Here is a 13,893-nt window from a genome sequence, read left to right as displayed (position 1 = left end):
TCCTGAGGTTGGTCCCCGTGGGGACGCTGCAGGGCGACGCCGCGTCAGCCGGCTCCGCCCTCTCCCTCCGGAGTGTAGAACGGGCCGGTCCGTGCGCCCGGAGGGATGTGCTCGCCCGGCCGGAGCGCCACGAACGGCCCCACCCGTGCCTCGGCCCCGATCTCGGCGTCGTGGGCTACCACCGCCTCAAGGTGGCAGCCCTCACCCACCACCGTGTCGACCAGGTGGCAGCCGGGCCCCACCTCGGTGCCGGCGCCGATGACGGTGCGTCCCTGGAGGATGACGCCCGGGAACAGGGTGACGTCGCGGGCCAGCTCGACGGTGGCGTCGACGTACGTCCGGCGGGGGTCGACCATGGTGACCCCGGCCCGCAGCCAGGCCTGGTTCGTGCGCGTGCGCAGGGCCGACTCGGCCTCGGCCAGCTGGGCCCGGTCGTTCACGCCGCCGGTCTCACCGGCGTCGTCGGCCACGAGGGCGTCCACCCGGTACCCGGCCTCGGCCAGCACCGCGACGACGTCGGTGAGGTAGTACTCGCCCTGGTGGTTGTCGGGGGAGATCCGGCGAAGGGCCGGCGCCACCACGCTGCGGCGGAAGCAGTAGATCGAGGTGTTGACCTCGTCGATGGCCCGCTCGTCGGGGGTGGCGTCGTGGTGCTCGACCACCCGGGCCACGCGCCCGTCCTTGCCGCGCACGACCCGCCCGTAGCCGGTGGGATCGGGCACACGGGCGGTGAGCAGGGTGGCCGCGGCGTCGCTGGCCCGGTGCCCGGCGACGAGGGCCTCGACGGTGCCGGGCCGCAGCAGCGGGGTGTCGCCGGGCAGCACCAGCAGGTCGCCGTCGTCGAAGTCGTCGTCGGGGAAGGCGGTGAGGGCCACGGAGAGGGCGTCGGCGGTGCCTCGCTGCACGTGCTGCTCCACGAACTCGACCCGCAGGTCGGGCGCGGCCAGGTCCATGACCTTCTTCGACACGCGCTCGGCGCCGTGGCCGACCACCACGACGGTGCGCTCCACGTCGAGGGGGCCGATGGCGTCGAGCACGTAGAGCAGCATCGGGCGCCCGCACAGCAGGTGCAGGGGCTTCGGCCGGGTGGACCGCATCCGCGTGCCCTCGCCGGCGGCCATGACCACGGCGCTCAGGGGGCGGCTCATGACCACCGTTCTAGCGCCAGCGGCACGCCGAGCGGTGTCCCCCCTGGTGAAGGCTCGGTGAACACGCCCCGCGGCGGACCGGAGCTCCGACCACGTGCGCTGCGGCTCGGGCCCGGGATCAGGAGGTGGGGTACACGGTGTGGACGTAGTCCTCGACCATGCGGGTCGCGGTGAACCGCGGGCCGAGCGTTCGCAGCGACGCCCTGATCCGCTCGACCCAGCCGACGGGCACGCCGTCCTCGTCGCGCTGGTAGAAGAGGGGCAGGACCTCGCCCTCGAGCAGGTCGTACAGCGCGGCCGCGTGGCGGGCGTCCTGGGCGGCCTCGTCGGGGTCGACCTCGCCGTCGATGGCCCAGCCGTTGGTGCCGTCGTAGGCCTCGGCCCACCAGCCGTCGAGCACGCTCAGGTTGAGCCCGCCGTTGACCGCCGCCTTCATCCCGCTCGTGCCGCTCGCCTCGTTCGGCGGCCGCGGCAGGTTCACCCACACGTCGCAGCCGGCCGACAGCCAGCCGGCCATGGAGAGGTCGTAGTCCTCGAGGAAGGCGACCCGCCCGGCCACCCCCGGCGCGCCCTTCAGCTGGAACATCTGCTGGACGATGCGCTTGGCGCCGTCGTCGTTCGGGTGGGCCTTGCCGGCGAACAGCAGCTGCACCGGTTGCGGTCGGTCGAGCATCGCGAGGGCCCGGGCCGGGTCGAGGGTCAGCAGGTGCAGGCGCTTGTAGGTCGCGAGGCGGCGGGCGAAGCCGATGGTGAGGGCGTCGGCGTCGAAGGTCTCGGCGGCGGCCTCGACGTAGTCGATCTGCTCGCCGCGCCGCAGCCGATCGTTGATGGCGTGACGTCGAACCCGCTCGATCAGGCTGGCCCGCACCTCGCACCGTGCCGCCCACCACTCGGCGGCCGGGATGTCGTCGACGACGCGCCAGACGCCCGGGTCGGTCGTGTGCTCGGCCCAGTCCGGCCCGGCCGCGGCGTCGAGCAGGCGGCGGATGGGCGGGGCCTGGAACGTCGGCAGGTGCACGCCGTTGGTGACGGCGGTGATGGGCACCTCGTCGACCGCGCGGCCGGGGAACATGGGCTGCCACATGGCCCGGGCGATGCCTCCGTGGCGCTGGCTCACCCCGTTGACGTGGCGGCTCATCCGGATGGCGAGGGGCGTCATGCCCACGCCCTCGCCGTGGTCGTCGGGGTGCACGCGGCACATCCGCAGGAACCGGTCGGCGTCGATGCCGAGCCGGGTCGGGCAGTCGGCGAAGACGGCGAGGAACTCGTCCGGCGAGTAGCTCTCGTTGCCGGCGGGCACGGGCGTGTGCGTCGTGAACACGACCTTCGAGCGCGCTCGGGCGATCGCGTCGTCGAAGGCCACGCCGTCGGCGACCTGCTCCGCGGCGAGCTCGAGCGCGGCGAGCGCCGGATGGCCCTCGTTGAGATGGACGATGGCGGGATCGATCCCCAGGGCCCGCAGGGCGCGGATGCCCCCGATCCCGAGCACCCCGTACTGCGCCAGCCGCAGCGCCCGGTTGCCCTCGTAGAGCCGGGCGGTGATCCAACGATCGATGGGGTTGTTCTCGGGTCGCTCGGCGTCGAGGAGGTACAGCGGGACCCGACCCACGTCGACTCGCCACACCTGGCACACCACGTGGCGGCCGGAGAGCGGCACGGTGACGAGCAGCGGCGACGTGCCGTCGGTGGTCACGCGCACGGCGGCGCTGTGCTCGGGATCGAGCTCCTCCCACGACTCGTGCTGCCACCCGGACAGGTCGACGCGCTGGTGGAAGTAGCCGCGGCGGTAGAGCAGGCCGACGCCGACGTAGGGCAGCGCCCGGTCGGACGCCTCCTTCAGCATGTCCCCGGCGAGGACGCCGAGCCCGCCGGAGTAGACCGGCAGCGACGTGTGGACGCCGAACTCCGAGCAGAAGAAGGCGACCGGGCCCGTGACCTCGTCGGCGAGGACCTCGGCCCGTCCCGCCTCGGACGGATCCCTCGGGCGCAGGCCCGCCTCGACCCGGGCCGCGAGCCCGTCGATGCGGGCGAGCAGCTCCGGCGACGAGGTGATCCGCTCGAGCGACGCCGGCGTGATCTGCTCGAGGAAGCGGACCGGGTTCCCCGACGACAGCTCCCACCGGTAGGGGTCGAGATCGCGGAACAGGACCCGTCCGTCCTCGGTCCAGCTCCACAGGTAGTTGTAGGCGACGGGCGCCAAGGGGCGCAGTCGCTCGGGGAGTCGGGCGGACAGGGCGGCGGCCGCCGCCGCGACGTCTGCGCTGCCGTCAGCTGCCATGGTCCCCCCCGAGGCTCGCTCCGGTCACCGACGCGCCGCACGCGCCGGCCTGCTCCTCGACACCGTACGCCGGGGACGGGGCCCCGTCACGAGTCGACGGTCCTTCCCGCTCCCGCTCCCCCTCCCCCTCCCGCGCCCGCGCCCGCCGCACGGCCTCGGCCAGGATCGCGACAGCGAGGACGAGGGTCAACGGCTCGACGACGGCGACGTGGACGGCTGGCTGTAGGGAAACGTCGAGTTCACAGCGAGAAGCTCTCTAAGAGCGACAGATCGCTCTAGGTCGCCCGTGGATCGCGTCCGGAACCCGTTCACGCCGGGAGCCGGGAGCCGCCCCCCTCTCTCGGTGGGCCGAGACGAGCAGCTCGAGGCGATGACGGTCGCCGTACGCCGTCTCGCGCTCGGACGCTTCGAGCGCAGCGTGCTCTTGAAGGGGTTGCGTGGCGTCGGCAAGACGGTCCCGCTGAACGGGTTCGGGCGGATCGCCGAGAAGGAAGGCTGGCTGCACACCCACGTCGAGGCCACCGATGACGTCCACGTCGCGTCGGCCGTGGCGACGCTCACCCGCCGGGTCTTGCTCGAGTTGAGCGTGGGGAGCGGACCAAGGATCGAGCCCGCCCGGCGCTGGGCGGCCTGCGGAACTTCGTGCGGGTCCGCGTCCCCGCCGGTGAGGTGGGGACGGTGATGCTCGACTTCGAGCCCCAGCCGGGACGGGCGGACTCGGGCCAGCTGGACACCGACATCGGTGGCCTGTTGACGGAGCTCGGCGAGACCGCACGTGTCGCCGGGACGGGGGTGCTCATCACCCTCGATGAGCTCCAGTACCTGCGCCGCGACGAGCTGTCGGCGCTGATCGTCGGGCTGCACCGCATCTCCCAGCTCGGGCTGCCGGTGCTCGTCGCCGGAGCGGGGCTCCCCTCCTTGCCCGGCCTCGCTGCCCGGCAGGCCCTTGTCCAGCCTGTGCTCGAGGAGGGTGCCGGCTGGGCGAACCAGGCGGTGGAGCGGGTCATCGTCGACACGCAGGGCTACCCGTACTTCCTGCAGGAGTTCGGCAAGCAAGCCTGGAACGTCGCCGAAGGCCCCGAGATCGGCACCGCCGACGTCGAGGCAGCCGTCATCCTTGCGGCCGACGATCTGGATCGAGGCTTCTTCCGCGCTCGAATCGACAAGACCACCGATGCCGAGCGGGAGTACCTGCGGGCCATGGCGGCCCTCGGCGGACCGGGCCCCTACAAGTCCGGCGACGTCTCGCGCCGCATGGGGAAGAAGACGACCCAGACGGGCCCCGTGCGACCTCCAGGCACTCGGGGCTCCGTTGGCTGGAGACCGCAGCACCCCTGATCACGTCGCGTCGAGGTCGTGTCCGGGCGGCGGTGCGGCCTCGAGCTCGCGGACCTGGATCATCAGTGCGGTCGCTCCCCGGTCGCTGCCCTTGCTGTGCAGCTCTCCGCGGCCGATGAAGGCGACGTCGCCGGAAGCGAGCGGGACGCGATGACCGTCCGCGCCTGCCACCCATCCGGTTCCGTCGAGGACGAAGAGGAGCTGACCGAAGCCGGCCTCGTGCGGTCCGATGACGCCTCCCGGTTCGAAGGTGATGAGGTGGACGTGCGCCTCGCCCTGTCCGTCGGCGATGCGGGCGCTCTCGGCTCGGGCGCTGCCGTACTGCGTGATCCGGGTCGGCTGGACGGAGCCGAGGGGCAGCACCCTCATCGCCGCGCGCCTCGGACGGCGGTCGGGTCCCCGGCCGGCGGGTACGCGGGGGACGAACGGGAGCGACCCGCCAGCATCCGGACGCAGCCCAGGCGCCGGCTCGCCGCGCGGCCCGCCGACGACGGTCTGCCGCCGCGAGCGGCGCACGCTGACATCGCGCTGACACGTTCCTCGCTCATGGCCTCTGGCCTGGCCCTTCGTACGGCCCGCTCCGCGGTGACGTCTTCGCTGGCGGGGCAGGACTCGAACCTGCAACCCCCTGATCCAAAGTCAGGTGTTCTGCCACTTGAACTACCCGCCAGGGCGCCCCCCAGCCTGACACCCCGGCCGGCCCGTTCGCACCACCTCCGGCCGGGCGGCTAGTCTCGCTCCCCGCCATGGGATCGCTGATCAAGAAGCGCCGCAAGCGCATGCGCAAGAAGAAGCACAAGAAGATGCTGCGGCGCACCCGCTTCCAGCGCCGCAAGTAGCCCCAGCCGGCGTCGGCGCCGCTCAGCCACCCACGGTGAGCTCGGCTCGGGCCGCCGGGAGCGTGTCCACCATCAGGTAGGCCCGCACGGCGGTGGGCGCCTGGCCGTCGGGAAGCGCGACGGCCACCGACGTCACGGTGCCGTCGGCGCCGGCGCTCACCGTGGTGGCGTCGGCATAGGCGAGCGGGAGCGGGGTGCCGGTGGCGGTGTCCACCAGCAGCACCCCGAGGTTGTGCTCGGCCGCCGGCAGCGACGACCCGGCCAGCGTGGCGGTGACCGCACCGGCCGACGACGCGAACGTCACCTCGCCCACGCCCGCGGGCAGCTCCCCGGCGTCGTACGGGCGCATCTCGGCGCCTCCGAACACGTCGAGCAGGTCGGTGGTGGGGTTGCAGTAGCCGAGCTGCTGCAGGAACTGCCCGTAGAAGGTGATGCGGCCGCACACGGCCTTGGCGTTGAGCGCCGGGCTGTCCGGCCGGCCGCCGCTGGCGTCGAGGCGGGTGGCCACCCGGAAGTAGTCGAACGGCAGCGGGAAGTTGTTGAACTGGACCGTGAACCCCTGCTCGTTCACGAACGTCACCAGGTCGCCGGCCGACGACACCTGCAGGGGGAACCGCACCGCCGAGGCGGGGTCGGGCTCGGCCCCGTCGCCATCGGCGACCGGGCGGCCGCCGATGGCCCAGGCCACCGCCGCATCGCCGCGTCCCTCCACCATCCCGATGAGGTAGTGGATCGAGTCGAACCCGATCTGGTTGTAGCTGGGCAGGATCGTCGGGAGCGGCGCCGCCAGCCGGTACAGCTCCACGCCCCCGGCCGGATCGCCGGGCGCAGCCGGCACGGAGAACGGGAACGCGGCGTCGGCCGGCCAGGGGCGGACCTCGAACGTGAACGTCTCGTCGACCGAGCCGCCCACGGTGCCCCCCGAGAACCGCAGGCCGTCGCGGTCCAGGCCGACGAGGTAGTCGCCGGTCACCCGGACGGTGAGGGTGCCGCCTGCGGGGCCGGCCCAGAGATCGCGGGGCACGACGGTGACGAACTTCCGGTCGCCCGACACGTCGATGATCGCCTCGACGGCGGGGTCGAGCTCCACCTGCACGCTCGCCGAGTCGAGCAGCGCCAGCTCGGTGGCCCCGGCCGACCGCACGGACAGGGTGAACGCCAGGGGCTCGTTGGCGTCGACGACGGCGGGCGGGTCGACGAGGAGCCGCCCGAAGCGCGTGGTCACGTACAGCCGGGCACCGTCGGAGGGCAGGTCCTCGCCCGGCCCCACCCGGCACCGGTCGTCGCCGCCGGCCTCGGGCCGGAGGCAGTAGTCGTACGGGACGAAGAACACCTCGCCGCTCTCCCCGGCGATCGCCACGCCGTCGGGCCCGAGGGCGGGTGAGGCGTTGAGGTCGTTGCGGTCGCCGTCGATCAGCAGGATCGACCAGCGCAGGGTGCCGTCGGGCTCGAGCACGAACAGCCGCCCCTCGCCGGAGCCGACGTACACCCGCCCGGCCGCGTCCACGGCGGGTGACGAGCGGATGGGCTCCAGCGCGTCGAACGTCCAGCGCACCGTGCCGTCGGCCGGGTCGAGGCCGTAGACGGTGCCGTCGGCCGCCGGCTGCACGATCGTGCCGTCGGGCAGCTCGGCCGGGCTGGCGTAGATGTGGTCCCGGGCACCGAACGTCCACGCCTCGGCCCCGGTGGCCGGGTCGAGGGCGCGCACGATCCCGTCGAAGCCGCCGAGCACGACCAGACCGCCGGCCTCGGGCGAGGTGAGCATCGGGCTGGCGACCATCGACCCCTTGCCCTGGGCGGCCCAGAGCTGCTGGCCGGTGGCGGCGTCGAGGGCGAACACGTTGGCCGCCAGCGGGAAGTTGCTCCCCAGGTAGAGGCGACCGGTGGCGGCGTCCACCGCCGGGAGCGACCACGTCTGGTCGGCCGTGGCGAAGCACCAGCGCTCCTCGCCGGTGTCGCCGTCGACCGCGTAGGTGCAGAAGTTGTCGTTGGGCGCGAACAGGGTGCCGTCGGAGCCGACGGCCACGTTGCCCTCGAACCAGCGGATGAAGGCCCCGGTGTCGGCCGGCGGGGCCGCCTCGAACGTCCACGCCACCGCCCCGTCGTCCCGATCGAGGGCGTACAGCGTGCCGTCGCCCGAGCCGACGATCACCCGACCCTGGTCGTCGAGCAGGGCCGCCGAGTCGATGATCTCCCCGGTGTCGACCTTCCAGCGCAGCGTGCCGTCGGGGGCGATGGCGTAGAAGGACCGATCGGCCGACCCGACGTACACCGTGCCGTCGCCACCGACGACCGGCGTGGAGAAGACCCCCTTGCCCGTGGGGAACGTCCAGGGCTCGGCGCCGGTGTCCTCCCCCGCCACGGCGCTGGCCCCGGTCTGGCGGCTGTTCGCCCGGAACTTGGGCCAGGGGCTCTGCGGGTCGAGGGGCACGTCGTAGCGGTAGGTCACGGGCGACGCCTCCGTCGTGGACGTGGTGGGCGCGGGCACCGAGCCGTCGTCGCCGTCACCCGAGCAGGCGGCCACGCCGGCCAGCGACGCGACCAGCACGGCCACGACCAGGCGCCGCCGAGCCGTCCACCCGACCCCGCTCCCGAGCACGGGCCGCAGGCTAGGGCCAGCCGTCGGCCGTCAGCGACGATCCGTGCGAGCCACCACCACCCGGGCCGGGGCGAGGGCCTCGGCCAGCGCGGCGTGGGCGCCGTCGACGAACCAGGTCGAGCCGCTGCCAGCCAGCACCGGCCTGGCTCCGGTGACGGCCGTGATGCGGTCGCGCCACTCGACCAGCCGCGGCTCCACCGCCAGGGCGGCCGGCTCGAGGTCGTTGGGGCCGTCGGCGGCCGGCCCGCCGAGCTCGTCCCACGCGCGGTAGACGGCCGCGGTGGAGACGCCGAAGGGGGGCGTCACCAGGGTGAACGTGCGCGCCCGCGGGGGCAGCGGCTCGACCACCTCGCCCACGCCGCGCACCCGGGCCCGGCCGCCCACCACGCAGAAGGGCACGTCGGCGCCGAGGCGGGCGGCCACCGCCGGGTCGGTCACGCCGGCCCAGCGCAGCACGGCCGCGGCGTCGGCCGATCCCCCGCCCAGCCCGGCACCCGCGGGGATCCGCTTCTCCAGGCGCACGTGCGCTCGCCGTCCGGCGGCCGCCAGCGCCCGGCGGACCAGGTTGTCATCGCCCCGGGGCACGTGCCCGACCCCGGCTCCGGCGTCGACCACCTCCAGCCCGTCGCCCTCGCCGATCGAGAGGGTGTCGGCCAGGTCGAGCGTGACCATCTCGGCGTCGAGGAGGTGGTAGCCGTCGGCCCGCACCCCCGTGACCCGCAGCGACACCGTGAGCTTGGCGGGGGCGCGCACGACGACGGGCGGGGCGTTCACGGCCCCATCGTGCCCGAGCGTCCGCCCGGCGCGGGGCGCGGCACCGCGGCCAGCCGGCCCCACTCCTCCACGCCGAGCTCCTCGGCCCGTGCCTCGGGTCGCACGCCGGCGGCGGCGAAGGCCTCGGGGGCGACGAGACCCGCGAGCGAGCGGCGCAGCATCTTGCGCCGCTGCCCGAACCCGGCCCGCACCAGCTCGAACAGCCGAACCCGGTCGACCTCGGCGCCCACCGCGGGCGTCGCCCGCCGCACGATGCGCACCAGCGCCGACTCCACCTTCGGCCTGGGCACGAACACCGATGCGGGCACCCGGCCCACCACCTCGGCCGTCGCCCAGTACGCCACCTTCACCGAGACCGCGCCGTAGGCGGGATCACCGGGCCCGGCGGCGAGGCGCTCGGCCGCCTCCCGCTGCACCATCACGAGCATGCGAACGATCTGGGGCACGGTGTCGAGCAGGCCGGCGACGAGGGGCGTGGCCACGTTGTACGGCAGGTTGGCGACCAGCACCCACGGACCCTCGCCCAGGAGGCCGGCCCAGTCGACCCGGAGGGCGTCGGCCTCGACCAGGCGGACGCCGGTGCCCACCAGCACCTCGGTGCGGAGCACCTCGGCCAGGCCCCGGTCGAGCTCGACGGCCGTCACGGCCGCCCCCGTCTCGACCAGCGCCAGGGTGAGCGAGCCCAGTCCGGGACCCACCTCGACCACCCGGTCGCCCGGCCCCACCTCGGCCAGGCGGGCGATGCGCCGCACCGTGTTGGGGTCGACCACGAAGTTCTGCCCCAGGGCGCGACTGGGGGCGAGCCCGTGGCGCGCCAGCAGCTCGGCGACGTCGCGGGGGGAGAGCGTCACCCGCCGGGCGGCAGGCCGTAGAGGCGCTCGGCGTTCGCCCACGACGCCGACGCCACCTCGGCCGGGTCGATCCCCTTGGCCGCGGCCACGCCGGCGCCCACCAACGGCAGCAGGGCGGGCGTGTTGGGCCGGCCCCGGTGCGGCACCGGCGCCAGGTACGGCGAGTCGGTCTCGACGAGCAGCCGGTCGAGCGGGCAGAGGGCGGCGGCGGCCCGCAGGTCGTCGGCGGCCTTGAACGTGACGATGCCGCTGAACGACAGGGAGGCCCCGAGGTCGAGGCACCGCCGGGCCTCGGCGGGGCCGCCGGTGAAGCAGTGGAACACCGTCCGCTCGGGCACCCCTTCGGCCGCGAGGATCGCGAAGGTGTCGTCCCAGGCCTCGCGGGTGTGGATCACCAGGGCCAGGCCCCGCTCGTGGGCGAGGGCGATCTGGGCCGCGAAGGCCTCGCGCTGGGCCGGCCGGGGCGACAGGTCGTAGTGGTGGTCGAGGCCGGCCTCGCCCACGGCCACCACGCCGGGCTCGCCCAGCAGCCCGACGATGGTGTCGACGCCCTGGGACGCGTCGTGCGGGTGCAGCCCGACGGTGGCCCACACGCCGTCGTGCCCGGCGGCCAGGTCCAGCGCGGCCCGGCTGTGCTCGGCGTCGGTGCCGACGACCACGAGGCGCTCCACGCCGGCCTCGCGGGCGGCGTCGAGCGCGCCGGCGGCCACGTCGTCGGCCGTGACGTGGCAGTGGTGGTCGATCCAGCGCGGGGTCCCGGCCACCGCGCTCACCCCTCGGTGATGCGCGGGAACAGCGGCGCGCCCTTCTCGACCGGCAGGCCGCCCGGGTAGCCGCCCCACGCCGCCGCGCCGGGGAGGCGCTGCTCGCCGGGCCCGCCGGGCAGGCCGATGCGCCGCCACACCTCGGCGGCGCTGGCCGGGATCGCCGGGGCGGCGAGGAGGGCGACGATGCGGAGCACCTCGAGGGCGTCGCCGAGCACGGCGTCGACCGCCGGCCCGGGCTCGGCCTTCCAGGGCTCGTTGGCCTCGAGGTGGGCGTTGGCCTCGTGCACCAGGCGCCAGGTGGCCTCGAGGGCCTCGGACGGCTGCACCCGGGCCCAGCCCTCGGCGGCGGCCCCGACCACCTCGGCGGCGACGGGCGCGAGCGGGCTGTCGGGGCTGGGCGCCGGCCCCACGCCGCCGCACTTCGTGCCCACCACGGTCGCGACCCGCGCCAGCAGGTTGCCGAGGTTGTTGGCCAGGTCGGCGTTGTAGCGGGCGACGAGGCCCTCGAAGGAGAAGTCGCCGTCGGGGCCGAAGGGCGTGTCGCGCAGGAAGTGGTAGCGGAACCCGTCGACGCCCACGGCCTCGACCAGGTCGGCCGGGGCGATCTGGTTGAGCCGGGTCTTCGACATCTTCTCGCCGCCCACCAGGAGCCACCCGTGCACGAAGGCGTGCCGGGTGGGCTCGATGCCGGCCGAGAGCAGCATGGCCGGCCAGTACACGCAGTGGAAGCGGAGGATGTCCTTGCCGATCAGGTGGTAGTCGGCCGGCCACCACCGCTCGAACCGGGCCGGCTCGTCGGGGTAGCCGACCGCGGTGACGTAGTTGGTGAGGGCGTCGAACCACACGTAGGTGACGTGGGCCGGATCCCACGGGAGGGGGATCCCCCACGACAGCGACGTGCGGGAGATCGAGAAGTCCTGGAGGCCCTGGCGGATGAAGCCCAGCACCTCGTTGCGGCGGGTCTCGGGCTGCACGGCGTCGGGGTGGGCCGCGTACCACTCGAGCAGGCGGTCGCCGTAGCGGGAGAGCTTGAAGAAGTAGTTGTCCTCCCGCCAGGGCTCGACCGGGCGGTCGTGGATCGGGCAGCGGGTGCCGTCGATCAGCTCGGCCTCGGTGTAGTACGCCTCGCAGGCCACGCAGTACAGGCCCTCGTAGGTGCCGAGCTCGATGTCGCCGGCGTCGTAGCAGGCCTGCAGGAGGGACTGGGTGGCCGCGTAGTGGCGGGGCTCGGTGGTGCGGATGAAGTCGTCGTTGGCGATGTCGAGCAACTTCCAGGCGTCCTTGAAGCGCTCGACGGTGCGGTCGGCCCACTCTCGGGGCGTGACCCCGTGCGCCTCGGCGGCCCGCTGGACCTTCAGTCCGTGCTCGTCGGTGCCGGTGAGGAAGAAGACGTCGTCGCCCAACGACCGGTGCCAGCGGCACACGGCGTCGCCGACCACGGTGGTGTACGCGTGCCCGATGTGGGGCGCGTCGTTCACGTAGTAGATCGGCGTGGTCAGGTAGAAGCGGGCCACGGGCTCACACTACCGACCCCCCTCCGGGGCCCCGCCCGGCATTCCTCGGCGGCTCAGCGCGGGGTGACGAGCGCGACCGACAGCCGGGGGTCGGGGTGCCAGCAGAACCGGACCCAGGCGTCGACCGGGGTGCGCTCCCACGGGTCGACCTCGACGATCTCGGCCGGCCTCGGGGGTTCGAAGACCTCCTGGAGCCCCAGTGCCACCGCGGTGAGCAGGGCGCCCCCGGTGAAGCGCGCTCGCCACCCCCCGACGAGGCGGGTCGCGGCGCCCGGCTCCCGGGGCGGCTCCCATGCGTCGATGGCCGCGAGGGTGTCGGGGTCGTACACCTCGCCGAGGTCGCCGGGCACCACCCCGTCACGCTACCGGTGCGCCGCCGTGGCGCTCAGCCGCGGGCGTCTCGGTCGAGTCGCACGGCCAGGTCGTACACCTCGCGCTTGGGCACGCCCAGCGCTCTGGCCACCTCGGCCACCGCCACCTTGCGGTCGGCGCCCCCGGCCAGCCGCTCGCGCAGGGCGGCCTCGATCGAGGCGGGGCCCGGGGGGGCCGGCTCCGGGGCCCCCTCCAGCACGAGGGTGACCTCGCCCCGCGGCGGCACCTCGGCCACCCACGCCACCGCCTCGGCGAGGGTGCCCCGCCAGACCTGCTCGAACAGCTTGGTGAGCTCGCGCACCACCACGACCCGGCGGTCACCGCCGGCCGTCGCGGCCAGGTCGCCGAGGGTGCGGGCCAACCGGTGGGGGGCCTCGAACAGCACGGTGGTGCGACGCTCGGCCGCCACCGCCCCGAGCCGCTCCGTGCGCGCCGAGCCCGACCGGGGGAGGAACGCCTCCACGCAGAAGCGGCCGGTGGGCAGGCCGCTCACCACCAGCGCGGCCAGCGCGGCCGACGGGCCCGGCACGACGGACACGTCGTGACCGGCCGCCACCGCGGCGCGCACGAGCCGCTCGCCCGGGTCGGAGATCCCGGGCGTCCCGGCGTCGGTGACCACCGCCACCGTGCGACCGGCGGCCAGCAGGGCCAGCACCTCGGGCACCTGGCGGGCCTCGGTGTGCTCGTTCACCACCAGCAGGCGGGGCCGCGACACCCCGGCGTGCTCCAGCAGCCGCCCGGTCCGTCGGGTGTCCTCGCAGGCGACGGCGTCGGCACCGGCCAGGGCCTCGACGGCTCGCGGCGACAGGTCCTGCAGGTTGCCGATGGGTGTCGACACGAGCACGAGGCGGCCGCGGCTCACGGGCTCATCCGCGGATCTCGACGACGTCGCCCGGCAGCAGCCGCCACCGGGCGAAGGCGCCGGCCTCGGCCTCGACCACTGCCCGCGCCCGGAGCCGGGGACGGCCGAGCCGGTACCGGCGCATGGTCACCACGTCGAGCACGAGCCCGTCGGCGGTGACGAAGGCGACGTCGATCGGGAAGCGCATGCCGATCGTGTGCACCGCCCGGGCCGGGCGGAGGAGCAGCGCCCCCTGGATGCGGTCACGCCCCAGCAGGCCCCGCCGGCGCGCCCGGCGGGTGTCGGCGATCTCGAGGGCGGCCAGCACCCCTCCGTCTCGCAGCAGCCACGCCATGGCCCCGAGGTTCCCACGCGGCGGTCGCCCTGGGCGGCCACACCGGCCCGGGCCCTCCCGCCCCGGCGCGGCGGGCGCTGCGGGCGGGGGCGCCGAGGCCCTCGACCGGCCCTCGACGGGCGCCGCCGCATCGGCGGGGCGCCGGGCTCTGGTGGCGCGGGAGCCGTCGTGGTCTCATGGACGTCAGAGGTGAGTTGTCGCGGCTCTCCTGCCGCGA

Annotated in this window: 14 protein-coding genes and 1 tRNA gene; 3 read left to right on the top strand and 12 right to left on the bottom strand. The window is 74.8% G+C overall.

The features are described from left to right. Positions 1–44 precede the first annotated feature (44 nt). Both IPM45_13435 and glgP read right to left on the bottom strand, forming a co-directional pair. Positions 45–1,148: an NTP transferase domain-containing protein gene (locus IPM45_13435; protein ID MBK9180536.1), complete on the bottom strand. Its 1,104-nt coding sequence runs from the start codon at positions 1,146–1,148 to the stop codon at positions 45–47. 118 nt (positions 1,149–1,266) lie between these two features. After that, the gene (glgP, locus tag IPM45_13430) at positions 1,267–3,426 is read right to left on the bottom strand and encodes an alpha-glucan family phosphorylase (GenBank protein MBK9180535.1); all 2,160 of its coding nucleotides are present in this window, start codon (positions 3,424–3,426) and stop codon (positions 1,267–1,269) included. Between the two features lie 286 nt (positions 3,427–3,712). On the opposite strand from glgP, the gene IPM45_13425 reads away from it, so the two are divergent. Further along, positions 3,713–4,108, top strand: coding sequence for an ATP-binding protein (locus IPM45_13425; GenBank protein MBK9180534.1), 396 nt, complete (start codon positions 3,713–3,715; stop codon positions 4,106–4,108). Continuing rightward, entirely contained in the window at positions 4,108–4,764 is a 657-nt protein-coding gene (locus IPM45_13420) for a hypothetical protein (protein MBK9180533.1), read from the top strand. Before IPM45_13425 ends, IPM45_13420 begins: the two co-directional genes overlap by 1 nt. Here the strand turns inward: IPM45_13420 and IPM45_13415 are convergent, their stop codons facing one another. Together IPM45_13415 and IPM45_13410 are read right to left on the bottom strand one after the other, a co-directional pair. Continuing rightward, complete coding sequence (locus tag IPM45_13415) at positions 4,765–5,127, bottom strand: cupin domain-containing protein (protein ID MBK9180532.1); 363 nt, start codon at positions 5,125–5,127, stop codon at positions 4,765–4,767. It abuts the gene before it with no gap. A 234-nt stretch (positions 5,128–5,361) separates the two neighbouring features. Next, a tRNA-Gln gene (locus tag IPM45_13410) sits at positions 5,362–5,434 on the bottom strand. 76 nt (positions 5,435–5,510) lie between these two features. On the opposite strand from IPM45_13410, the gene IPM45_13405 reads away from it, so the two are divergent. Beyond that, entirely contained in the window at positions 5,511–5,603 is a 93-nt protein-coding gene (locus IPM45_13405) for an AURKAIP1/COX24 domain-containing protein (protein ID MBK9180531.1), read from the top strand. Positions 5,604–5,625: 22 nt separating this feature from the next. On the opposite strand, the gene IPM45_13400 is transcribed toward IPM45_13405, so the two are convergent. From IPM45_13400 to IPM45_13365, 8 genes are read right to left on the bottom strand one after another with little or no spacing between them, the layout of a single operon-like run. Next, positions 5,626–8,202, bottom strand: coding sequence for a PQQ-binding-like beta-propeller repeat protein (locus tag IPM45_13400; protein ID MBK9180530.1), 2,577 nt, complete (start codon positions 8,200–8,202; stop codon positions 5,626–5,628). Positions 8,203–8,232: 30 nt separating this feature from the next. Next, complete coding sequence (locus IPM45_13395) at positions 8,233–8,976, bottom strand: 4-(cytidine 5'-diphospho)-2-C-methyl-D-erythritol kinase (GenBank protein MBK9180529.1); 744 nt, start codon at positions 8,974–8,976, stop codon at positions 8,233–8,235. Then, positions 8,973–9,827 (bottom strand): 16S rRNA (adenine(1518)-N(6)/adenine(1519)-N(6))-dimethyltransferase RsmA, encoded by an 855-nt coding sequence (gene rsmA / locus IPM45_13390; GenBank protein MBK9180528.1) that lies wholly within the window; start codon positions 9,825–9,827, stop codon positions 8,973–8,975. Before rsmA ends, IPM45_13395 begins: the two co-directional genes overlap by 4 nt. After that, positions 9,824–10,591 carry a TatD family hydrolase gene (locus IPM45_13385; GenBank protein MBK9180527.1) on the bottom strand — a complete coding sequence of 256 codons (768 nt, stop codon included), beginning with the start codon at positions 10,589–10,591 and terminating at the stop codon, positions 9,824–9,826. The genes rsmA and IPM45_13385 overlap by 4 nt, the downstream gene beginning before the upstream one ends. 5 nt (positions 10,592–10,596) lie before the next feature. Then, the gene (gene metG / locus IPM45_13380) at positions 10,597–12,108 is read right to left on the bottom strand and encodes a methionine--tRNA ligase (GenBank protein MBK9180526.1); all 1,512 of its coding nucleotides are present in this window, start codon (positions 12,106–12,108) and stop codon (positions 10,597–10,599) included. Between the two features lie 53 nt (positions 12,109–12,161). Then, positions 12,162–12,461 (bottom strand): hypothetical protein, encoded by a 300-nt coding sequence (locus IPM45_13375; protein MBK9180525.1) that lies wholly within the window; start codon positions 12,459–12,461, stop codon positions 12,162–12,164. A gap of 32 nt (positions 12,462–12,493) precedes the next feature. Then, positions 12,494–13,342, bottom strand: a complete 849-nt coding sequence (rsmI, locus tag IPM45_13370) for a 16S rRNA (cytidine(1402)-2'-O)-methyltransferase (GenBank protein MBK9180524.1) — start codon at positions 13,340–13,342, stop codon at positions 12,494–12,496. Positions 13,343–13,346: 4 nt separating this feature from the next. Next, positions 13,347–13,676: a DUF192 domain-containing protein gene (locus IPM45_13365; protein ID MBK9180523.1), complete on the bottom strand. Its 330-nt coding sequence runs from the start codon at positions 13,674–13,676 to the stop codon at positions 13,347–13,349. Positions 13,677–13,893: the final 217 nt, after the last annotated feature.

The organism is Acidimicrobiales bacterium, from assembly GCA_016716005.1.
In the GTDB taxonomy this organism is placed as follows: domain Bacteria; phylum Actinomycetota; class Acidimicrobiia; order Acidimicrobiales; family JADJXE01; genus JADJXE01.
Note: the sequence above shows the minus strand (reverse complement) of the source record. Positions and strands in the feature narration are given on the sequence as shown.